Here is a 21,202-nt window from a genome sequence, read left to right as displayed (position 1 = left end):
CTATTCATATTTAATTGCAGTTTCATTTTATACAAAATAAAGGAGAATTATATGCCAGAAGGAAAAATTGTAAAAGCTCTAAGTGGGTTTTATTATGTGCAGAATGAGGAAGGGATTACACAATGTCGTGGGCGTGGTGTATTTAGAAAGAATAAAATTACGCCACTTGTAGGAGACCAAGTTGTTTTTCAAGCGGATAATCCGAATGAAGGTTATGTGTTAGAAGTATTTGATCGGAAAAATGAACTTGTTAGACCTCCTATTGCTAATGTTGATCAAGCTATTCTTGTTTTCTCTGCGGTAGAACCAGATTTTAATCCAGGACTGTTAGATCGATTTTTAGTATTAATTGAATATCATAACATTAAACCAATTATTTGTATTAGTAAGATGGATTTAGTAGATGAAAAAATGAGAGAAACTGTTGAATCTTATGCAAATGATTATCGTGAAATGGGTTATGATGTGTTGTTTACTTCTATAAATACATCGGAAAGTATTGATATTCTGAAACCATTCTTAGAAGGTTGTATTTCCGTCGTTGCAGGCCAATCTGGTGTTGGGAAATCTTCAATGCTAAACGTATTACGTCCAGATTTAGAGTTGAAAACTAATGATATTTCTTCACATTTAGGACGTGGAAAGCATACGACAAGACACGTAGAATTAATTACAGTTGGAAGCGGACTTGTTGCGGATACACCTGGTTTTAGTTCGCTTGATTTCATAGATATAGAGGTAGAAGATCTTACATATTGTTTTCCAGAGTTGAAAGAAGCGAGCCAATACTGTAAATTTAGAGGGTGTACACACCTTGCTGAACCGAAATGTGCGGTGAAAGCTGCGGTTGAAGAAGGAAAGATTACCGAATATCGTTATAAGAATTACAAACAATTCGTAGAAGAAATTAGAGAGAGAAAGCCGAGGTATTAGTCATGATTAAAATTGCACCATCGATTTTATCAGCAGATTTTTCAAGATTAGGGGAAGAGATTAAAGATGTAGAAAAAGGCGGAGCTGACTACATTCACGTCGATGTAATGGATGGGCATTTCGTACCAAATATTACGATTGGACCATTAATTGTAGAAGCAATCCGTCCGATTACATCATTACCGTTAGATGTACATTTAATGATTGAAAATCCTGATAACTATATCCCAACTTTCGCAAAAGCGGGAGCGGATATTATTACTGTTCATGTAGAAGCGTGTCCTCATTTACATCGTACAATTCAGTTAATTAAATCTCATGACATTAAAGCAGGGGTTGTATTAAATCCGCATACTCCAGTTTCAACGATTGAGCATGTATTAGAAGATATAGACATGGTATTACTTATGACAGTAAATCCTGGATTTGGCGGGCAGAAGTTTATTCATTCTGTATTACCGAAAATCAAACAAGTTGCAGAAATGGTTAAAGAGCGAAATCTAGAAGTGGAAATTGAAGTTGATGGTGGTGTCAACGCTGAAACGGCAAGACTTTGTATTGAAGCAGGAGCGAATGTTCTTGTAGCGGGATCAGCAGTATACAATCAAAAAGACCGTGGTGAAGCAATTCGTGTAATTCGCGGATAAAGAATGAACGAACCTTTATCCTAGTGAAGCTTCTAGTTCATTAAGACTTCACTATTTATACATGTTAGAGTGGCAAATAAGGAGAAAGGCAATCTACCGAATGGCAGATTGCCTTTTTACAATAGAAGGGGAAGGAAAAATGATTATTCATATTTTAGCGGGAGGACCTGCAGAATACTGCGCAGATTTTTCGCGGTATGAAAATGAAGAAGTAGTTTGGGCGGCCGTTGATAGAGGAGTGTACCGTTTGTTGAAAAGAGGAATCACTCCGGCTGTTGCGTTTGGGGATTATGATTCAGTTACTGATGAGGAATTAGCATGGATGAGGCAACAAACAAATGAATTACATATCGTCCCGCGAGAAAAAGATCAAACAGATTTAGAAATTGCAATTAGCTGGGCTTTAGAACAGAAACCAAAATTAATTCGTATTTTTGGTGCTACTGGTGGAAGACTTGATCATGGTTTAGCAAATATTCAGATGCTTTTAAAGGGATTAGAAGTAAATATAGAAATGTGTATTGTGGACAATAAAAATGAAATAATGGTGAAAAAGTTTGGTATGTATATAATTGAAGGAAACGAACATTTTCCATACGTATCATTTGTACCAGTTACTGAAAGGGTAGAAGGTATTACACTTCACGGTTTTAAGTATCCCCTTACTAATAAAACAATAGAGTGGGGATCGACACTTTGTATTAGTAATGAACTCGTTGAGGAAAAAGGTACTTTTTCATTCACTTCTGGCATATTAATGATGATAAGAAGCACTGATTGAAGAAACAATTTTGCTCCTTGCATCATATAGTGAACAAGTGGAGTAATGGGGATTAGGAGGGAAACCATGAGATTTTATACAATTAAGTTACCTAAATTTCTTGGTGGAATTGTTCGTGCGATGTTAAATACCTTCAAAAAAGACTAAAAAAAGCACCTATTACCGGTGCTTTTTCCAATGGTATAATAAAAAAAGAGCCTAGCGGCTCTTTTTTTTATTATTAAACACGTTCGATTTTGCCAGATTTTAATGCTCTAGCAGAAACGTAAACACGTTGAACTTTTCCGTCGATGCGTACGCGAACTTTTTGAAGGTTAGCGCCCCATTTACGTTTTGTAGCGTTCATTGCGTGAGAACGAGAGTTACCAGAACGAGCTTTTCTTCCAGTGATAGCACAAACACGAGCCATTTATATTTCCCTCCCTTAACTACCGTAACATACGTAATTTTTCAATATTAGTCTTTTATGCGATGCTAAAAACACTACTATAATTTAACACAACTAAAAAGAGAATGCAACACCGTAGGAAAAAGAAATCAAGAAAAAATACTTGACACTATATGTCAATGAAGAAAAGGTGAAATCAAGAAAAATTGCTTGACATATTATAGTGGTACATGTTGTATAATAACAATGGACTATTTTGCTCATCATAAAAAAATGTAATTTAAAACATAAAATATGAGAGTGAAAAAGAAAGAACGATGGAATTTTCTTTAAAAAGATTATATGATAGTAACTAAAGTAGTCTAGCTCACTTTCACCATTTATGAAGGGGGAAACGAGATGTCAATTGAAATTAAAACGAAGTACGGTCAAATTGATATTAGTACAGATGTAATTGCAACAATTGCTGGAGGTGCCGCAGTAGATTGCTACGGTATCGTAGGTATGGCATCAAAAAATCAGTTAAAAGATGGATTAACAGAAATTTTACGAAAAGAAAACTTCACTAGAGGCGTTATTGTTCGTAAAAATGAAGATGAAGTACATATTGATATGTATATTATTGTGAGCTATGGTACGAAAATTTCAGAAGTAGCACATAACGTGCAGACTAAAGTGAAATATACATTAGATCAAACTGTAGGACTAGCAGTAGATTCTGTAAACATCTACGTACAAGGAGTTAAAGTAATAAACTTGTAATGTGCATTAAGGAGGAAAATCTGTGTCAATTCAAAAAATTGATGGAAAACGTTTATCACAAATGATCATTCAAGGAGCCAATAATTTAACAAATAATGTTCAGCTTGTTGATGCATTAAACGTATTCCCAGTTCCAGATGGCGATACCGGTACAAACATGAACTTATCAATGACTTCAGGCGCACGTGAAGTGAAAGCAAATCCTTCGCAGCATGCTGGTAAAGTCGGTGTAAGTTTAGCCAAAGGATTATTAATGGGAGCTCGTGGTAACTCTGGGGTTATTTTATCTCAGTTATTCCGTGGTTTCTCTAAATCCATTGAACAAAAAGAAGAATTAACGACAGTTGATTTTGCTGCAGCTTTAGAAGCTGGAGTAGAGGCAGCTTACAAAGCGGTTATGAAACCAATTGAAGGAACGATTTTAACGGTTGCAAGAGAAACGGGTAAATATGCAGTGACAGTTGCGAAAAAACAGCGCGACTTTGTTTTGTTTATGGAAGACGTTGTAAAAGAAGCAAACGCATCGTTAAATCGTACGCCAGATTTATTACCTGTATTAAAACAAGTTGGCGTTGTAGATAGCGGTGGTAAAGGTCTTGTTGTTGTATATGAAGGATTTTTAGCTGACTTAAAAGGAGAAACGATTTCTTCTGATATGCCTGCCCAACCATCTATGAATGACATGGTACGTGCAGAACATCACCGTAGTGTACAAAGCCAATTGAGTACAGAAGATATTAAGTATGGATATTGTACGGAGTTCATGGTGAAATTAGAGCCTGGAAAAATGAAGGAACATAATTTCTCTGAACAAAAATTCCGTGAAGATATTAGTGTGTACGGAGATTCACTACTTGTTGTATCGGATGATGAGGTTGTAAAGGTTCATATTCATGCGGAACATCCTGGAGATCCTATGAACTATGGACAACGTTACGGTAGTCTAATTAAGATCAAAGTAGAAAATATGCGTGAACAGCATACTGCTTTATTAGATGAACCTAGCATGGTACCTGAACAAACGAATCAGCCAATAGAGAAACAACCGTATGGTATTGTAACTGTAGCTATGGGATCGGGTATTAAAACTCTATTTGAGAGCATTGGTGCAACGAAAGTTATCGAAGGTGGCCAAACGATGAATCCGAGTACGGAGGATATTGTGAAGGCGATTGAAGAGGCGAATGCTGAAAAAATCATCATCTTACCAAATAACGGGAATATCGTGATGGCAGCAGAACAAGCAGCGTCAGTTGTAGAACAAGAAGTTATTGTTATTCGTTCAAAAACAGTTCCTCAAGGTATGGCTGCAATGTTAGCATTTAATCCAGTTGGAACGCTAGAAGAGAATGAAGAAAACATGAAAGAAGCTTTAGCTCATGTGAAAACAGGTCAGATTACGTATGCTGTTCGTGATACGGAAATTGACGGTGTAGCGATTCAAAAAGATGATTTTATGTGTATTGCAGATGGGAAAATTGTATCTACAAATGCTGAGAAAGTAGGAGCTGCAAAGCAATTACTAGAAGCGCTAATTGATGAGGATTCTGAAATCGTAACGATTCTACAAGGTGAAGATGCAACAGATGAAGAAGTGGCTAAATTAGTTGCGTTTGTAGAAGAGAACTTTGAAGATGCAGAAGTAGAAGTACATGCAGGGAACCAACCGGTGTATTCTTTCATCTTCTCTGTAGAATAAGAAAAGATTCGATTTGAAAATAAATGGGTTACTTACTAGCTAATGGATAAGAAATAGTGATATGAAGTTTATTACTAGTTTTTATTCAAAAGGCTAGCATATTGATGATAGAAAAGAGCCTTGCTGCTAATAGTGAGGCTCTTTTCTTACGTATTGTACAACTTTGTTTTATCCCGCTATTTGTGGGCAGTAAAACTTCCACCCCTATATTCGGCTGGAGCAAAGAAGTTAAGTGGGAGATTAACTGCCCGTAAGCGCCCACTGATTATAGTTTCACTTTATATAGAGGGATTAGAGTAGTTTCTCTTAGAATGCCTATGATAGAATATATAAGGTGAAAGAGAGCGATTACAGATGTCAATGATAATAATGGATAATCAATAGAATGAATCAAAGAAAATAATGTGACGGAGCGTGAGAATATTGAATGAAGTTGTACAAGTTCCTGTTACGGATGTAAAGGGAATCGGAGGAGAAACATCTGAGTTGTTACACGAGATGGGAATTTATACAGTTTCTCATCTATTAGAACATTTTCCGTACCGCTATGAAGACTATGCGATGAAAGATCTTGCTGAAGTAAAGCATGACGAGCGTGTAACGGTTGAGGGGAAAGTTCATAGTGCTCCTTTACTGCAATATTATGGGAAGAAGAAGTCACGTCTTACAGTTCGTGTTCTCGTCGGTCGTTATTTAATTACAGCTGTATGTTTTAATAGACCATACTATAAACAAAAGTTAAATTTAGATGAAACGGTAACGATTACTGGTAAATGGGATCAGCATCGCCAAACAATTGCTGTATCAGAACTGAATTTTGGACCGGTTGTACGACAACAAGAAGTAGAACCTGTATATTCAGTGAAAGGAAAACTGACAGTAAAACAGATGCGCCGGTTTGTTGCACAAGCATTTAAGGAGTATGGAGATTCTATAGTCGAAGTGTTACCAGATGGTTTGTTAAGTCGATATAAATTATTATCACGCTATGAAGCGCTCAGAGGGTTACATTTTCCAGTGGGACAGGAAGACTTAAAGCAAGCGCGTCGCCGTTTTGTATATGAGGAGTTTTTCTTGTTTCAGTTGAAAATGCAAACATTACGGAAAATGGAAAGGGAAAACTCGAAAGGGACGAAAAAGGAAATTTCATTAGTAGAATTGCAAGAGTTTACTGATGCGCTTCCGTTCCCATTAACTGGCGCACAACGCCGGGTTGTAGATGAAATAATGAAAGATATGATATCTCCGTACCGAATGAATCGATTATTGCAAGGGGATGTAGGTTCTGGGAAAACAGTTGTTGCTGCGATTGCTCTTTATGCGGCGAAATTGGCTCATTATCAAGGTGCTTTGATGGTTCCTACAGAAATTTTAGCCGAGCAACATTATCAGTCGCTCGCGGAGACGTTTTCACATTTCGGTATGAAGGTTGAATTGCTAACAAGTTCTGTTAAAGGTGCGAGACGTCGAGAAATTTTGTCGAGATTAGAACAGGGAGAAGTAGACATCCTTGTTGGAACGCACGCTTTAATTCAAGACGAAGTTATATTTCATAGGTTAGGTCTCGTTATTACCGATGAACAGCATCGATTTGGTGTGGTGCAGCGCCGGGTTTTACGTGAGAAAGGTGAAAGTCCAGATGTATTGTTTATGACGGCGACCCCAATCCCGCGTACGTTAGCTATCACTGCATTTGGAGAGATGGACGTTTCTATTATCGACGAAATGCCAGCTGGTAGAAAGGTAATCGAAACGTACTGGGCAAAACATGATATGTTAGATCGTGTCCTCGGCTTTGTGGAGAAAGAGATAAAAAAAGGAAGACAGGCATATGTTATTTGCCCTCTTATTGAAGAGTCTGAGAAGCTTGATGTACAAAATGCTATCGACTTACATAGTATGCTGACTCATCATTATCAAGGGAAATGCCAAGTTGGATTAATGCATGGGAGACTATCATCTCAAGAAAAAGAAGAGATAATGGGACAGTTTAGTGAAAATAAAGTGCAAATTCTTGTGTCGACAACAGTTGTTGAAGTAGGCGTGAATGTACCAAATGCGACTGTTATGGTTATTTATGACGCGGAACGTTTCGGTTTATCACAGCTCCATCAGCTGAGGGGGCGTGTTGGGCGTGGTAGTGAACAATCATATTGTTTATTAATTGCGGACCCGAAATCAGAAACGGGAAAAGAAAGAATGCGCATTATGACTGAAACAAATGATGGATTTGTATTGTCAGAAAAAGATTTAGAGTTACGAGGTCCTGGGGATTTCTTTGGAAGTAAGCAAAGTGGTCTACCAGAATTTAAGGTTGCTGATATGGTACATGATTATCGGGCGTTAGAAACAGCAAGACAAGATGCAGCGATACTAGTTGATTCAGAAGCGTTTTGGCATAATGATCAGTATGCTTCGCTGCGTACTTATCTTGATGGGACAGGTGTGTTCCAGGGAGAGAAGCTCGATTAAAAGTAGTCTGCAAAAGTTTTTGTTGCATTCTACTTTTAATGATTATATACTACTTTTAGTACCTAGTCATAAAAATGGATGGTGCGGTATGAAAAAAAGAAGAAGTAAAAAAGAAAGACAAGAATTATTACAACAAACAATAGAAACGAATCCTTTTATAACGGATGAAGATTTAGCGGAAAAATTTCAAGTGAGCATACAAACTGTTCGTCTTGATCGTATGGAATTATCTATTCCTGAATTAAGAGAACGAATTAAGCATGTGGCTACAAAACAACATGAAGAAGACGTGAAATCTTTACCGTTAGAAGAGGTTGTCGGAGAAATTATTGATATAGAATTAGATAGACATGCGATTTCTATCTTTGAAGTAAAGGTAGAACATGTATTTAAAAGAAATCAAATTGCTCGTGGGCATCATTTGTTTGCACAAGCAAACTCACTAGCTGTTGCGGTTATTGATGAAGAATTAGCTTTAACTGCAAAGTCCACCATTCGATATATTCGTCCTGTAAAATTAGGAGAGCGTGTTGTTGCAAAAGTACGTGTTGAAGATGTAGAGAATGATAAAGGACGGACGGTTGTCAAAGTGCGTAGTTTTGTTGGAGAAGAACTTGTCTTTACAGGCACTTTTGAAATGTATCGATCTAGTAATTATAGTGAGGAAGGTAACAACTTATGAAAATCGCAATAGATGCAATGGGCGGCGATCATGCACCAAAGGCTGTAGTATTAGGAGCAATGAAAGCTATTAAGGAATACTCAGATTTACATATTACGTTAGTAGGGAAAGAAGAGGGAATTCGTCAATATTTAACGAGTGAAGAGCGAATTACTATACTTCATACGGACGAAAAAATTGAATCGACAGACGAACCAGTAAGAGCGGTTCGTCGAAAAAAACAAGCTTCAATGGTACTAGCGGCGCAGCAAGTAAAAGACGGCGTAGCGGATGCTTGTATATCAGCAGGTAGTACAGGAGCTTTGATGGCAGCTGGATTGTTTGTTGTTGGTCGTATGGAAGGAATTGAACGACCAGCTTTATCACCTACAATGCCAACTGTTGATGGAGAAGGTTTTGTTATGTTAGATGTTGGAGCCAACGTTGATGCAAAACCAATTCATTTATATCAATATGCAGTAATGGGCTCTGTTTACGCAGAGAAGGTAAGAGGAATTAAAAATCCACGCGTTGGACTTTTAAACGTTGGAACAGAGGATGGTAAAGGAAACGAGCTTTCAAAACAAGTCTTTGCTATGCTCAAGGATGCACCAATTAATTTCGTTGGAAACGTTGAATCAAGAGATTTATTGCAAGGTGTAGCAGATGTTGTTGTATGTGATGGTTTTACGGGTAATGTAGCGCTAAAATCATTAGAAGGAACAGCACTTGCGTTATTCTCTATGTTAAAAGAACAATTAATGAGTTCGTTTACGAGCAAATTAGCAGCAGCGGTATTAAAACCAAAACTTATGGTATTGAAAGATAAAATGGATTATTCGGAGTATGGGGGAGCGGCGTTGTTTGGATTGAAAGCTCCTGTCATTAAGGCTCACGGTTCTTCTAATGACCAATCGATATTTAGTGCGATTCGTCAAACGAGAGAAATGGTAGCGAAAGAAGTAATTCCTACAATTTCAAGTGTAATGGAGAAGGAGCCGCTTCAATAAGAGGAGGATTTGAAATGGGAAAAATAGCATTTCTTTTTCCGGGCCAAGGTTCACAGGCAGTTGGAATGGGTAGACAGTTAGCGGAGAATAATAAAGAGGTTGCGAAAGTGTTTGCAAAAGCGGATGAGGTTTTGCATGATTCTCTTTCAGAAGTGATTTTTGAAGGACCGCAAGAAAAGTTAACATTAACAACAAATGCGCAGCCGGCACTATTAACAACGAGCTTTGCAATTTTAACAGCTTTGAAGGAGTATGATATTACACCTGATTTTGTCGCAGGACATAGTTTAGGTGAATATAGCGCTCTTGTAGCTGCTGGTGCATTAACATTCGAAGACGCTGTATATGCTGTAAGGAAACGCGGGGAATATATGGAAGAAGCTGTTCCAGGCGGGGAAGGTGCAATGGCAGCTATTTTAGGTGCGGATCCGGATATGCTGAAACGAGTTACAGAAGAAGTAACAAGTGAAGGATATGCAGTACAAATTGCTAATATGAATAGTACGAAGCAAATTGTTATTTCTGGAACAAAGCAAGGAGTAGAACTTGCTTCTCAAAGAGCGAAAGAAAATGGTGCTAAAAGAGCAATTCCGCTCAAAGTAAGTGGACCGTTTCATTCCTCGCTTATGAAACCAGCTGCTGAGAAATTCCAAAGTGTTTTAAATGAAATTACAATTCAAGACACGAATATTCCTGTTATTGCAAATGTTACGGCAGATGTTATTACGCGTGGTACAGATATTCAAGCAAAGCTAATTGAACAGCTCTATTCGCCTGTATTATGGTACCCATCTATTGAGTATATGGTGAATCAAGGGGTAGATACATTTATTGAAATCGGACCTGGAAAAGTACTTGCTGGTCTTATGAAGTCGATTGATTCTTCAGTGAAAGCATATGCGGTATATGATGAAGAGACATTAAGAGATACCATTTCAAATTTGAGAGGAGAAAGCTGATGTTAAAAGGGAAAGTAGCATTAGTAACTGGTGCTTCACGTGGGATTGGTCGTGCGATTGCTATTGATTTAGCGAAACAAGGGGCAAATGTTGTAGTAAATTATGCTGGTAATGAGCAAAAGGCGAATGAAGTAGTTGATGAAATAAAGAAATTAGGTTCAGATGCCATTGCAGTAAGAGCAGATGTTGCAAATGCTGATGATGTTACTGCAATGGTGAAACAAACTGTAGATACGTTTGGACAAGTTGATATTCTTGTAAATAACGCTGGTGTAACAAAAGATAATTTATTAATGCGTATGAAAGAAGAAGAATGGGATACAGTTATTAATACAAACTTAAAAGGTGTTTTCTTATGTACGAAAGCAGTATCGCGCTATATGATGCGTCAACGTCATGGACGTATTATTAATATCGCTTCTGTTGTTGGTGTAACAGGAAACCCAGGACAAGCAAATTATGTTGCTGCTAAAGCTGGTGTAATTGGATTAACAAAAACATCAGCAAAAGAATTAGCGAGCCGAAATATTACTGTAAATGCAATTGCTCCAGGGTTTATTGCGACTGATATGACGGATGTATTAGATGAAAATATAAAAGCCGAAATGTTAAAATTAATTCCTGCAGCTCAGTTTGGAGAAGCACAAGATATCGCAAATACTGTAACGTTTTTTGCTTCTGATCAAAGTAAATATGTTACAGGTCAAACGTTAAATGTTGATGGCGGTATGGTAATGTAATAAAAGAATCGATTTCACCTAGTTTTTTTGGACAATATTTTATATAATATTTGAGGGGAGGTGAATAGAATGGCAGATGTTTTAGAGCGTGTAACCAAAATTGTCGTTGATCGTTTAGGAGTAGAAGAAACTGAAGTAGTACCAGCTGCAAGCTTCAAAGAAGATTTAGGCGCAGACTCCCTAGATGTAGTAGAACTTGTAATGCAATTAGAAGATGAATTCGAAATGGAAATTTCTGATGAAGATGCTGAAAAGATTGCTACTGTTGGCGATGCTGTGACTTACATAGAGAGTCATCTATAATGCTTAAGTGAAGTCCCGTTTTTTAACGGGGCTTCTCGGCTTATATCTGGAGGGACCTATGCCGTACCGAAAACATAGAGAAAAAAAATACGAAGCAAAATATCGTGAAGCTTTTAAAGTATTTCAAGAAGAGATAGGTATTACGTTTACAGATGAAAAATTATTGATTCAAGCGTTTACGCATTCATCGTATGTGAATGAGCATCGAAAAAAACCGCATGAGGACAATGAGCGTCTTGAGTTTCTTGGCGATGCTGTATTGGAACTCACTGTATCACAGTATCTGTTTCAAAAATATCCGACAATGAGCGAAGGAGAGTTAACAAAACTACGTGCAGCTATTGTATGTGAGCCATCTCTTGTTCGTTTTGCAAACGAAATGTCATTTGGTAGCCTTGTTTTATTAGGGAAAGGTGAGGAAATGACGGGTGGACGTGAACGACCAGCTTTATTAGCGGATGTCTTTGAAGCGTTTATTGGTGCCCTTTATCTTGATCAAGGGCTAGAAACAGTTTGGGGATACTTAAAAGAAGTTGTATATCCAAAAATTAATGAAGGTGCTTTTTCTCATGTGATGGATTATAAGAGTCAATTGCAAGAATTGATTCAGCGTGATGGTAGTGGCAATGTTGAGTATCAAATTTTGCAAGAAAAAGGACCGGCCCACAACCGAGAATTTGTGTCCCGTGTAACTTTAAATAATGAGGCATTAGGTCTTGGAAGTGGTAAGTCAAAAAAAGAGGCAGAGCAACAAGCTGCTGCAGAAGCATTGAAAAAATTAAAAGAACAATCATGAGGAATCCCCCTTTGAATGAGGGGGATTCCTTATGCATAGAATGAAACTTTCCTTTTATTTATAAATAAAAGGAGTGGGAAATCCGTATAGTAGTTTGTTTTCGTATAGACAACGTTTACAACAACGGGGAATAGGAGGAAGGCCTTTCGTGTTTTTAAAAAGATTAGAAATAGCAGGATTTAAGTCTTTTGCTGAGCGTGTATCTGTCGATTTTGTTCCAGGTGTAACTTCTGTAGTAGGACCTAACGGGAGCGGGAAAAGTAATATTACTGATGCAATTCGCTGGGTACTTGGTGAACAATCTGCAAAGTCATTACGCGGTGCAAAGATGGAGGATATTATTTTTGCCGGCAGTGATACGAGAAGAGCGGTTAATGTTGCTGAAGTTACATTAACTTTAAATAATGAAGACCAACGCTTACCGATTGAGTATAACGAGGTGTGTGTAACGCGTCGTGTATCTCGTTCGGGTGATAGTGATTTTTATATTAATAAACAATCTTGTAGATTAAAAGATATTATTGATTTATTTATGGATTCTGGTATGGGAAGGGAAGCTTTTTCGATTATTAGCCAGGGGAAAGTCGAAGAGATTTTGAGTAGTAAATCAGAAGAACGTCGTGGTGTATTTGAAGAAGCTGCGGGTGTGCTGAAATATAAACTTCGTAAAAAGAAAGCTGAAGGGAAATTGGCGGAAACACAAGAAAACTTAAATCGTGTACAAGATATTATTCACGAATTAAGTAGTCAAGTAGAACCACTAGAAAGACAAGCTTCTATTGCGAAAGATTATCTTGAGAAAAAAGAAGAATTAGAGAAAGTAGAAGCTGCGCTTATTGTACATGAAATTGAAGAATTACATGAAAAGTGGGAAGCGCTTCGAAATCAATTTGGGCATAATAAAGATGAAGAAGCTAAAATGTCGGCGAACTTACAAAAAAGTGAAGAAGAGCTTGAGGAATTACGCGGGCAATTACAAGCCGTTGATGAATCTGTAAATTCCTTACAAGAAGTTCTACTTCTGTCTAGTAAAGAACTAGAAAAACTAGAAGGGCAACGCGAGCTGTTAAAGGAAAGAAAGCAAAATGCAACGACACATTGTGCGCAGCTTGAAAAGCTAATTGTTGAGTTAACAGAGAAAACTACAAGTTATGATGGCGAAATTGAAACAAGTACAGAAGCTTTAATGCAATTTGTGAATCAAGTAAAAGAATTGGAGAAGAAATTGCATGATAACGAGCAATTACTTGCGACTTTTGCTGAGAATTTAGAGGAACAAATTGAGAATTTAAAAGGTGACTATATTGAACTTTTAAATCAACAAGCAAGTCTTCGTAATGAATTATCTATGATTGAAGAACAATCAAAACAGCAAAACTCTAAAAACGAACGACTTGATGAAGAAAATGAAAAGTATGTACAGATGCGTGTGGAAATTACAGCGAAAAAGGCGAAACTTGTAGACAGCTATGAGCAAGCGAGAGAGAAAATAGCTGGCATTATTTCTAACATACAGAAGACAGAAACGGCACTTGGGAAATGTAAGTCGCAGTATAGTGAAAATGAAACGAAACTGTATCAAGCGTATCAATTTGTGCAACAGGCGCGCTCTCGTAAAGAAATGTTAGAAGAGATGCAAGAGGACTACTCTGGCTTCTATCAAGGGGTACGTGAAGTATTAAAGGCTAGAGAAAATAGACTACAAGGTATTGAGGGAGCTGTTGCAGAACTTCTGACTGTGCCGAAAGAATATGAAATCGCAATGGAAATCGCCCTTGGGGCAGCGATGCAACATATCGTAGTACAAACAGAAGAGCATGCTCGTAATGCAATTGCATTTTTAAAGCAAAATAAACATGGCCGTGCAACGTTTTTACCTCAAGCTGTTATTAAAAGCCGATCGCTATCATTTGATCAATTACGCATTGTGAATCAGCATCCATCGTTTGTCGGTGTAGCGGCAGAACTTGTGCAGTACAATAATAAATATGAGAATGTAGTTTCAAGTTTATTAGGTACAGTTGTTGTTGCGAAAGATTTACGCGGAGCAAATGAGTTAGCGAAACAACTGCAATACCGCTATCGTATTGTAACACTCGAAGGTGACGTAGTGAACCCGGGTGGTTCTATGACGGGTGGAGCTGTAAAACAGGCGAAATCCTCTTTATTGGGACGTCAACGTGAACTTGAAGAGTGGACTAAAAAACTAACTGACATGGAAGAAAAAACAACAAAGCTAGAAAACTTTGTTAAAGCAGTAAAGCAAGAGATTCAAGAAAAAGAAGTACAAATACGAGAGCTACGCCAAGGTGTAGAGACCGAACGTGTAGATGAACAGAAGCTAAGAGAAGAAATTAATCGTTTAGAATTAGATGAACATCGTATTAATGATCGTTTATCGATTTACGATTTAGAGATTGAAGGATTTTTACAAGATCAAGTAAAAATGCAAGGGCGCAAAGAAGAGTTAGAAAAGATTTTAGCGACTCTTCAAGCTGAGATTGGGGAATTAGATAGCAAAATCGTCGTTTTAACGAAACAAAAAAGTGAACAATATTCTTCAAAAGAAAAAGTTCAGAAGGAAATGACGGAGCTAAAAGTACAAGCTGCTGAACAACAACAACGTTTGTCTAATCAAAAAGAAAAAGTCGAACGATTGACGAAGGAAAAAGAAGAGACTGATGCGACGCTTGTAAAAACGAAAGAAGATTTAGCGTTCTTAAAGCAAGAGATGACATCTAATTCAAGTGGCGAAGAACAAATTACGAATATGATTGAGAAGAAAGCGTATGATCGTAATCAAACTTCGGAGTTAATTCGTTCTCGTCGTGAACAACGCGTATCATTGCAAGAAAGAGTCGAGCATTTAGAGCGCGGTGTGAAAGAAACAATAGGTAAACATAAATATATTCTTGAGATGCTGAAAGATCAAGAAGTGAAAATTAACCGACTTGATGTAGAGCTGGAAAATAGATTGCAACATTTACGTGAAACATATACTATTTCATTTGAAGCAGCAAAACTTAAGTATACAATGATGATGCCTGCAGAAGATGCACGTAAAAAGGTGAAACTAATTAAACTATCCATTGAAGAGTTAGGCGCAGTAAATTTAGGGGCAATTGATGAGTATGAACGTGTAGCAGAGCGCCATACATTCTTATTAGAGCAAAGAGATGACCTAGAAGAAGCGAAATCGACATTGCATCAACTTATTACGGAAATGGATGAAGAGATGAAAAAACGCTTTTCTACTACATTCGAAGGGATTCGAACAGAGTTTCAATCTGTATTCTCTGAATTATTCGGAGGTGGAAGAGCGGATTTAGTAATGACAAACCCAGAAGATTTACTAAATACGGGTATTGATATTGTAGCGCAACCACCAGGGAAGAAACTACAAAATTTAGGTTTACTTTCAGGGGGAGAGCGTGCTTTAACGGCAATTGCGCTCTTATTTGGTATTTTAAAAGTACGCCCAGTTCCATTCTGTGTTCTAGATGAAGTGGAAGCAGCTCTTGATGAGGCAAACGTTGCTCGTTTTGCGCAGTATTTAAAGAAATTTAGTGATGAAACGCAGTTTATTGTAATTACACACCGAAAAGGTACAATGGAAGAGTCTGATGTATTGTACGGTGTAACAATGCAAGAATCAGGGGTGTCGAAGCTTGTTTCTGTTCGTTTAGATGATGGCGAAGAACTTGTTGCAAGTAGATAGGAAGGATGGGAAGTATGAGCTTTTTAAAAAAATTAAAAGAAAAAATTTCAAAACAAACGGATACGGTAACAGAGAAGTTTAAACAAGGATTAGAAAAAACGAGAAATTCATTTGCTGATAAAGTAAATGACTTAGTGTACCGTTACCGCAAAATAGACGAAGATTTCTTTGAAGAATTAGAAGAAATTTTAATTAGTGCGGATGTCGGAGTTTCGACAGTGATGGAATTAATTGATCAGTTGAAAGAAGAAGTGCAACGTCGTAACATTCAAGATCCGAAAGAAGTACAGGCTGTTATTTCTGAAAAGCTAGTGGGCATTTACAAAGGTGACAGCGATTTTAGTAATGAAGTTAATATACAAGAGGATCAATTAACAGTAGTTTTATTTGTTGGTGTGAATGGTGTGGGGAAAACGACGACGATTGGTAAGCTTGCACATAAATTTAAATCAGAAGGTAAGTCTGTCCTATTGGCGGCAGGAGATACATTCCGTGCTGGGGCGATTGAGCAATTAGAAGTATGGGGCGATCGTGTTGGTGTAGAAGTAATTAAACAAGGGTCAGGATCTGATCCAGCGGCTGTTATGTATGATGCTGTACAAGCGGCAAAGGCCCGTAAAGTGGATGTATTGCTATGTGATACAGCGGGACGCTTACAAAATAAAGTAAACTTAATGAATGAGTTAGAGAAAGTGAAGCGCGTAATTGAGCGTGAAGTACCAGGGGCTCCTCATGAAGTATTACTTGTTATTGATGCAACAACAGGGCAAAATGGTTTAAGCCAAGCGAAAACATTCCGTGAAGCCACGAATGTTACTGGTATTGTTTTAACGAAGTTAGATGGAACTGCTAAAGGTGGTATCGTCTTAGCGATTCGTAACGAAATGGATGTTCCGGTGAAATTTGTTGGGCTAGGAGAGCAAATGGATGATCTGCAACAGTTTGATCCAGAACAATATGTTTATGGTTTGTTTGCGAACGTAGTAGAAACAGAAGAAGTGTAAGTGAAAGAAGCGGTATTTCCGCTTCTTTTTTTATAAAAATATGTGATGTTAAGAAAAAAACTTGACACTCTTTTATACTCCATGTAAACTAAGTCATGTAAAGGGAAATCACTTAACAAAGGATGATCCAACATGCTCGAGAAAACAACGAGAATGAACTATTTATTTGATTTTTATCAATCGTTGTTAACGCAAAAACAAAGAAGTTATATGTCGCTTTATTATCTAGATGATTTATCTCTTGGTGAAATTGCGGAAGAATTTGATGTAAGTCGCCAAGCCGTGTATGATAACATTAAACGGACTGAAGCGATGCTTGAAGAATATGAAGATAAATTAGTATTACTTCAAAAGTTTCAAGAGCGACAGCGACTTGTTGCAAAGCTAAAACAGCTAATCAGCGAAGAAGAGCATGTAAATGAAGAAATGAAACAAGTTGTTGAAGCTATCGAAAAATTAGATTAGGAGGGCGGCAATATGGCATTTGAAGGATTAGCCGACCGACTTCAACAGACAATGCAAAAAATCCGCGGCAAAGGAAAAGTTTCTGAAGCCGATGTAAAAGAAATGATGAGAGAAGTTCGTCTAGCTCTTTTAGAAGCGGATGTTAACTTTAAAGTAGTAAAAGATTTTATAAAGCGTGTGTCTGAGCGTGCTGTCGGACAAGATGTAATGAAAAGTTTGACACCTGGACAACAAGTAATTAAAATCGTACAGGAAGAACTTACAGAACTTATGGGCGGAGAGCAAAGCAAAATTGCTGTTGCTAATAAGCCACCTACTGTTATAATGATGGTTGGTCTGCAAGGTGCGGGTAAAACAACGACGACAGGTAAGCTTGCAAATTTACTTCGTAAAAAGCATAATCGTAAACCGATGCTTGTTGCAGCGGATATTTACCGTCCAGCAGCGATTAAACAGCTTGAAACATTAGGGAAGCAATTGGACATGCCTGTTTTCTCCTTAGGAGATCAAGTAAGTCCGGTTGAAATTGCGAAACAAGCGATTGCGAAAGCAAAAGAAGATCATCACGATTACGTTTTAATCGATACAGCGGGTCGCCTGCATATTGATGAAGAACTAATGGGTGAATTAGCAAAAGTCAAAGAAGTTGCGAAACCGGATGAAATTTTCCTTGTTGTCGATGCGATGACAGGACAAGACGCGGTAAATGTAGCACAAAGTTTCCATGAACAGTTAGGATTAACAGGTGTTGTATTAACGAAATTAGATGGTGATACGCGCGGTGGTGCGGCATTATCTATTAAGGCTGTAACAAATACACCAATTAAATTTGCTGGTATGGGTGAAAAACTAGATGCAATTGAAGCGTTCCATCCAGAACGTATGGCATCCCGTATTTTAGGGATGGGCGACGTCTTAACATTAATTGAAAAAGCGCAAGCTACAGTTGATGAAGAGAAAGCAAAAGAACTTGAGCAAAAAATGCGTACGCTTTCGTTTACGCTTGACGATTTCCTAGAACAACTTGGACAAGTGCGTCAACTTGGACCGCTTGACGAATTGTTAGGAATGCTTCCTGGTGCAAATAAAATTAAAGGGCTGAAAAATGCACAAGTTGATGAAAAACAAATTGGGCATATTGAGGCAATTATTCGTTCTATGACTAAAGTAGAACGAGAACAACCGGAAATAATCAATGCTAGTCGTAAAAAGCGCATTGCCAAAGGTAGCGGTACAACGGTACAAGAAATCAATCGTCTAATCAAGCAATTTGATGATATGAAAAAAATGATGAAGACGATGACGGGAATGCAAAAAGGTAAGAAAAAAGGACTAGGTGGATTGAAGTTTCCATTCATGTAAGGAAAAAAGATGGCTCTGTTAAGAAAAAATACTTTACAAAGCAATAGTCTTTTTGCTAATATAATTATCTGTGTGAAATAAATTCGGAGGTGCTTTATAAATGGCAGTTAAAATTCGTTTAAAACGTATGGGAGCTAAAAAAACTCCTTTCTATCGTGTAGTTGTTGCAGATTCTCGTTCTCCTCGTGACGGACGTTTCATTGAGGAAATCGGTACTTACAATCCGGTTGCTCAACCAGCGGAAGTTAAGATCAACGAAGAAGCAGCATTAAAATGGTTAGGAAATGGTGCTAAACCATCTGATACAGTTCGTAACCTTTTCTCTAACCAAGGTATCATGGAGAAATTCCACTTATCTAAACAAGGTAAGTAATTGAGGCAATGACAATGAAAATGTTAGTCGAGACAATTGTTAAACCTCTTGTGGATCATCCTGGAGATGTAAAAGTTACACAGGAACTTTGCAACGGAGAAATAAAGTATCGATTAACTGTACATCCTGAGGATGTTGGAAAAGTCATTGGAAAGCAAGGGAAAGTTGCGAAAGCGATTAGAATGCTCTTGTATTCAGTGGGACATCATAATGATGAGAACGTCACACTGGAAATTCAATAAACGTAAAAAGGGCGAGGAGTTATTTCCTCTCCCTTTTTTAACATTTAAAGAGAAATTGCATGTTCCATATATAAAATGGAAATGCTTAATTTATATAGAAACCAGGGGTGACATACTATTTATGACAAAATGGTTTAATGTAGGGAAAATTGTAAATACTCATGGCGTAAAAGGAGAAATTCGTGTTATTTCTCGTACTGATTTTCCAGAAGAGCGATATAAAGTAGGGAACACGTTATACATATGGGATGAGAAAGGTACAGACTACCTTACAGTGAAGGTAACTTCTCATCGTCAACATAAGACATTTGATTTATTAACACTTGAAGGATACAACAATGTAGATGAAGTAGAGAAGTTAAAAGGTTCTTTAATAAAAGTACCAGAAGAGCAGTTAGGCGAACTAGCTGAAGGTGAATACTACTACCATGAAATTATTGGTTGCAACGTTGTAACGGAAGAAGGAGAAGCGTTAGGGACAATCAAAGAGATTCTATCTCCTGGTGCGAATGACGTTTGGGTGATTAAACGTCCAAAGGGTCAAGATTTGTTAATTCCTTATATTGATGACGTTGTACTTCAAGTTAACATTGAAAATAAATTAGTAACCATTCATGTAATGGAAGGGCTACTATAATGAAAATTGACATTTTAACATTGTTTCCGGATATGTTTACGGGTGTATTTGGGTCTTCAATTTTAAAGAAAGCACAAGAAAAAGAAGCGGTAGAGCTTCGTGTTGTCAATTTTCGTGAGTATACAACTAGTAAGCATAATAGTGTAGATGATTATCCGTATGGTGGGGGCGCTGGTATGGTATTAACCCCACAGCCTATCTTTGACGCAGTAGAAGAGTTAACGAAGGAAACAGACCGTAAGCCGAGAATCGTCTTAATGTGTCCACAAGGAGAGCGTTTCACGCAGAAGAAGGCAGAAGAGCTTGCTGGAGAAGAGCATGTTATTTTTGTATGTGGCCATTATGAAGGATACGATGAACGAATTCGTGAGCATCTTGTAACAGATGAGATTTCTATTGGGGATTACGTATTAACGGGTGGAGAATTGGCTTCTATGGTAGTCACTGACAGTGTTGTACGTCTTTTGCCAGGAGTGCTTGGGAATCAAACGTCACAAGTGGAAGACTCTTTTAGCACAGGTTTGTTAGAACACCCACATTATACACGTCCTGCTGATTTTCGTGGTATGAAGGTACCGGATGTACTAATGTCAGGAAATCATAAAAACATTGATGAATGGCGCCATAAAGAGTCACTACGTCGTACGTACACACGTAGACCGGATTTACTGGAAGAACGAGAATTATCTAAGCAAGAAGAGAAATGGCTGGAACAGATTAAAGAAGACCGATAAGGGCTTGATATATTTTCTATTGCAACAGTCCTAGCAATATGCTATTATAACATTTGTGCTACTGAAATCAGTAGCCGTATTAACGATGTTCCGCTGTAATTTAATAAGACTTTATAAGAGCATCTGTTTAAAGGAGAGAATTTAATATGCAACAATTAATCACAGAAATCACAAAAGGCCAATTGAAAACTGACCTTCCTTCATTCCGTCCTGGAGACACTTTACGTGTACACGTAAAAGTAGTTGAGGGAACTCGTGAAAGAATTCAGCTTTTCGAAGGTGTTGTAATTAAACGTCGTGGTGGCGGAATCAGTGAAACATTCACAGTTCGTAAGATTTCTTACGGTGTAGGTGTTGAGCGTACATTCCCAGTTCACACGCCAAGAATCGCGAACATCGAAGTACTTCGCCGTGGTAAAGTACGTCGTGCTAAGTTATACTACTTACGTAACCTTCGCGGTAAAAAAGCACGTATTAAAGAAATTCGATAAGACATGTATGGGAGCTTGTAAATAC

The 21,202-nt window shown here is 37.7% G+C and carries 23 protein-coding genes; 22 read left to right on the top strand and 1 reads right to left on the bottom strand.

The annotated features are described in order from the left end of the window. Positions 1 to 51 precede the first annotated feature (51 nt). The 4 genes from rsgA (at position 52) to spoVM (ending at position 2,508) form a co-directional block, all read left to right on the top strand. The gene (gene rsgA, locus CQ058_RS20830; protein ID WP_002014503.1) at positions 52 to 933 is read left to right on the top strand and encodes a ribosome small subunit-dependent GTPase A; all 882 of its coding nucleotides are present in this window, start codon (positions 52 to 54) and stop codon (positions 931 to 933) included. Positions 934 to 935: 2 nt separating this feature from the next. Further along, positions 936 to 1,580 (top strand): ribulose-phosphate 3-epimerase, encoded by a 645-nt coding sequence (gene rpe, locus CQ058_RS20825; protein ID WP_002014505.1) that lies wholly within the window; start codon positions 936 to 938, stop codon positions 1,578 to 1,580. 100 nt (positions 1,581 to 1,680) lie between these two features. After that, positions 1,681 to 2,361: a thiamine diphosphokinase gene (locus tag CQ058_RS20820; protein WP_002014506.1), complete on the top strand. Its 681-nt coding sequence runs from the start codon at positions 1,681 to 1,683 to the stop codon at positions 2,359 to 2,361. Between the two features lie 66 nt (positions 2,362 to 2,427). Next, the gene (spoVM, locus tag CQ058_RS20815; protein ID WP_001213599.1) at positions 2,428 to 2,508 is read left to right on the top strand and encodes a stage V sporulation protein SpoVM; all 81 of its coding nucleotides are present in this window, start codon (positions 2,428 to 2,430) and stop codon (positions 2,506 to 2,508) included. A gap of 73 nt (positions 2,509 to 2,581) precedes the next feature. Here the strand turns inward: spoVM and rpmB are convergent, their stop codons facing one another. Further along, positions 2,582 to 2,770, bottom strand: a complete 189-nt coding sequence (gene rpmB, locus CQ058_RS20810; protein WP_000124776.1) for a 50S ribosomal protein L28 — start codon at positions 2,768 to 2,770, stop codon at positions 2,582 to 2,584. A gap of 378 nt (positions 2,771 to 3,148) precedes the next feature. Between rpmB and CQ058_RS20805 the strand changes: the two genes are divergently transcribed. The 18 genes from CQ058_RS20805 to rplS all read left to right on the top strand — a co-directional run bounded on the left by CQ058_RS20805 (position 3,149) and on the right by rplS (position 21,177). Then, positions 3,149 to 3,511 (top strand): Asp23/Gls24 family envelope stress response protein, encoded by a 363-nt coding sequence (locus CQ058_RS20805; protein WP_002014507.1) that lies wholly within the window; start codon positions 3,149 to 3,151, stop codon positions 3,509 to 3,511. Positions 3,512 to 3,533: 22 nt separating this feature from the next. Next, positions 3,534 to 5,210 (top strand): DAK2 domain-containing protein, encoded by a 1,677-nt coding sequence (locus CQ058_RS20800; protein ID WP_002014508.1) that lies wholly within the window; start codon positions 3,534 to 3,536, stop codon positions 5,208 to 5,210. 423 nt (positions 5,211 to 5,633) lie between these two features. Continuing rightward, a complete protein-coding gene (gene recG, locus CQ058_RS20795) occupies positions 5,634 to 7,682 on the top strand; it encodes an ATP-dependent DNA helicase RecG (protein WP_002190508.1) in 2,049 nt (682 codons plus the stop codon). Between the two features lie 88 nt (positions 7,683 to 7,770). Next, a complete protein-coding gene (gene fapR / locus CQ058_RS20790; RefSeq protein WP_000747354.1) occupies positions 7,771 to 8,364 on the top strand; it encodes a transcription factor FapR in 594 nt (197 codons plus the stop codon). Next, on the top strand, positions 8,361 to 9,353 hold the full coding sequence (plsX, locus tag CQ058_RS20785; protein ID WP_002128828.1) for a phosphate acyltransferase PlsX: 993 nt from the start codon (positions 8,361 to 8,363) through the stop codon (positions 9,351 to 9,353). The genes fapR and plsX overlap by 4 nt, the downstream gene beginning before the upstream one ends. A 14-nt stretch (positions 9,354 to 9,367) precedes the next feature. Beyond that, on the top strand, positions 9,368 to 10,312 hold the full coding sequence (gene fabD / locus CQ058_RS20780) for an ACP S-malonyltransferase (protein WP_002190506.1): 945 nt from the start codon (positions 9,368 to 9,370) through the stop codon (positions 10,310 to 10,312). After that, the gene (gene fabG / locus CQ058_RS20775; RefSeq protein WP_002014514.1) at positions 10,312 to 11,052 is read left to right on the top strand and encodes a 3-oxoacyl-[acyl-carrier-protein] reductase; all 741 of its coding nucleotides are present in this window, start codon (positions 10,312 to 10,314) and stop codon (positions 11,050 to 11,052) included. The genes fabD and fabG overlap by 1 nt, the downstream gene beginning before the upstream one ends. Before the next feature lie 69 nt (positions 11,053 to 11,121). Next, a complete protein-coding gene (gene acpP, locus CQ058_RS20770; protein WP_002014515.1) occupies positions 11,122 to 11,355 on the top strand; it encodes an acyl carrier protein in 234 nt (77 codons plus the stop codon). A 58-nt stretch (positions 11,356 to 11,413) separates the two neighbouring features. Next, entirely contained in the window at positions 11,414 to 12,151 is a 738-nt protein-coding gene (rncS, locus tag CQ058_RS20765; protein ID WP_002033792.1) for a ribonuclease III, read from the top strand. 148 nt (positions 12,152 to 12,299) lie between these two features. Then, positions 12,300 to 15,869, top strand: coding sequence for a chromosome segregation protein SMC (gene smc, locus CQ058_RS20760; protein WP_002014517.1), 3,570 nt, complete (start codon positions 12,300 to 12,302; stop codon positions 15,867 to 15,869). Positions 15,870 to 15,883: 14 nt separating this feature from the next. Then, the gene (gene ftsY, locus CQ058_RS20755) at positions 15,884 to 16,873 is read left to right on the top strand and encodes a signal recognition particle-docking protein FtsY (RefSeq protein ID WP_002088200.1); all 990 of its coding nucleotides are present in this window, start codon (positions 15,884 to 15,886) and stop codon (positions 16,871 to 16,873) included. A gap of 132 nt (positions 16,874 to 17,005) precedes the next feature. Next, positions 17,006 to 17,338: a putative DNA-binding protein gene (locus CQ058_RS20750; protein WP_000891061.1), complete on the top strand. Its 333-nt coding sequence runs from the start codon at positions 17,006 to 17,008 to the stop codon at positions 17,336 to 17,338. Positions 17,339 to 17,350: 12 nt separating this feature from the next. Next, positions 17,351 to 18,700, top strand: coding sequence for a signal recognition particle protein (ffh, locus tag CQ058_RS20745; protein WP_002014519.1), 1,350 nt, complete (start codon positions 17,351 to 17,353; stop codon positions 18,698 to 18,700). 100 nt (positions 18,701 to 18,800) lie between these two features. Further along, the gene (gene rpsP / locus CQ058_RS20740; protein WP_000268750.1) at positions 18,801 to 19,073 is read left to right on the top strand and encodes a 30S ribosomal protein S16; all 273 of its coding nucleotides are present in this window, start codon (positions 18,801 to 18,803) and stop codon (positions 19,071 to 19,073) included. Between the two features lie 14 nt (positions 19,074 to 19,087). Then, complete coding sequence (locus CQ058_RS20735) at positions 19,088 to 19,315, top strand: KH domain-containing protein (protein ID WP_002088196.1); 228 nt, start codon at positions 19,088 to 19,090, stop codon at positions 19,313 to 19,315. A 121-nt stretch (positions 19,316 to 19,436) separates the two neighbouring features. Beyond that, positions 19,437 to 19,952: a ribosome maturation factor RimM gene (rimM, locus tag CQ058_RS20730; RefSeq protein ID WP_002014521.1), complete on the top strand. Its 516-nt coding sequence runs from the start codon at positions 19,437 to 19,439 to the stop codon at positions 19,950 to 19,952. After that, positions 19,952 to 20,686, top strand: a complete 735-nt coding sequence (gene trmD / locus CQ058_RS20725; RefSeq protein WP_002014522.1) for a tRNA (guanosine(37)-N1)-methyltransferase TrmD — start codon at positions 19,952 to 19,954, stop codon at positions 20,684 to 20,686. The genes rimM and trmD overlap by 1 nt, the downstream gene beginning before the upstream one ends. A 146-nt stretch (positions 20,687 to 20,832) precedes the next feature. Further along, the gene (gene rplS / locus CQ058_RS20720; protein WP_002014524.1) at positions 20,833 to 21,177 is read left to right on the top strand and encodes a 50S ribosomal protein L19; all 345 of its coding nucleotides are present in this window, start codon (positions 20,833 to 20,835) and stop codon (positions 21,175 to 21,177) included. Positions 21,178 to 21,202 lie beyond the last annotated feature (25 nt).

Source organism: Bacillus sp. MYb56, from assembly GCF_002976445.1.
Taxonomy (GTDB): domain Bacteria; phylum Bacillota; class Bacilli; order Bacillales; family Bacillaceae_G; genus Bacillus_A; species Bacillus_A mycoides.
This window is presented reverse-complemented; position numbering and strand designations above follow the sequence as displayed.

What these genes read in the sequence shown, in the direction of transcription:
- rsgA (WP_002014503.1), top strand. Translation starts at nt 52, where the DNA reads ATGCCAGAAGGAAAAATTGTAAAAGCTCTAAGTGGGTTTTATTATGTG.
- rpe (WP_002014505.1), top strand. Translation starts at nt 936, where the DNA reads ATGATTAAAATTGCACCATCGATTTTATCAGCAGATTTTTCAAGATTA.
- CQ058_RS20820 (WP_002014506.1), top strand. Translation starts at nt 1,681, where the DNA reads ATGGCAGATTGCCTTTTTACAATAGAAGGGGAAGGAAAAATGATTATT.
- spoVM (WP_001213599.1), top strand. Translation starts at nt 2,428, where the DNA reads ATGAGATTTTATACAATTAAGTTACCTAAATTTCTTGGTGGAATTGTT.
- rpmB (WP_000124776.1), bottom strand. Translation starts at nt 2,770, where the DNA reads ATGGCTCGTGTTTGTGCTATCACTGGAAGAAAAGCTCGTTCTGGTAAC.
- CQ058_RS20805 (WP_002014507.1), top strand. Translation starts at nt 3,149, where the DNA reads ATGTCAATTGAAATTAAAACGAAGTACGGTCAAATTGATATTAGTACA.
- fapR (WP_000747354.1), top strand. Translation starts at nt 7,771, where the DNA reads ATGAAAAAAAGAAGAAGTAAAAAAGAAAGACAAGAATTATTACAACAA.
- plsX (WP_002128828.1), top strand. Translation starts at nt 8,361, where the DNA reads ATGAAAATCGCAATAGATGCAATGGGCGGCGATCATGCACCAAAGGCT.
- fabD (WP_002190506.1), top strand. Translation starts at nt 9,368, where the DNA reads ATGGGAAAAATAGCATTTCTTTTTCCGGGCCAAGGTTCACAGGCAGTT.
- fabG (WP_002014514.1), top strand. Translation starts at nt 10,312, where the DNA reads ATGTTAAAAGGGAAAGTAGCATTAGTAACTGGTGCTTCACGTGGGATT.
- acpP (WP_002014515.1), top strand. Translation starts at nt 11,122, where the DNA reads ATGGCAGATGTTTTAGAGCGTGTAACCAAAATTGTCGTTGATCGTTTA.
- rncS (WP_002033792.1), top strand. Translation starts at nt 11,414, where the DNA reads ATGCCGTACCGAAAACATAGAGAAAAAAAATACGAAGCAAAATATCGT.
- ftsY (WP_002088200.1), top strand. Translation starts at nt 15,884, where the DNA reads ATGAGCTTTTTAAAAAAATTAAAAGAAAAAATTTCAAAACAAACGGAT.
- CQ058_RS20750 (WP_000891061.1), top strand. Translation starts at nt 17,006, where the DNA reads ATGCTCGAGAAAACAACGAGAATGAACTATTTATTTGATTTTTATCAA.
- ffh (WP_002014519.1), top strand. Translation starts at nt 17,351, where the DNA reads ATGGCATTTGAAGGATTAGCCGACCGACTTCAACAGACAATGCAAAAA.
- rpsP (WP_000268750.1), top strand. Translation starts at nt 18,801, where the DNA reads ATGGCAGTTAAAATTCGTTTAAAACGTATGGGAGCTAAAAAAACTCCT.
- CQ058_RS20735 (WP_002088196.1), top strand. Translation starts at nt 19,088, where the DNA reads ATGAAAATGTTAGTCGAGACAATTGTTAAACCTCTTGTGGATCATCCT.
- rimM (WP_002014521.1), top strand. Translation starts at nt 19,437, where the DNA reads ATGACAAAATGGTTTAATGTAGGGAAAATTGTAAATACTCATGGCGTA.
- trmD (WP_002014522.1), top strand. Translation starts at nt 19,952, where the DNA reads ATGAAAATTGACATTTTAACATTGTTTCCGGATATGTTTACGGGTGTA.
- rplS (WP_002014524.1), top strand. Translation starts at nt 20,833, where the DNA reads ATGCAACAATTAATCACAGAAATCACAAAAGGCCAATTGAAAACTGAC.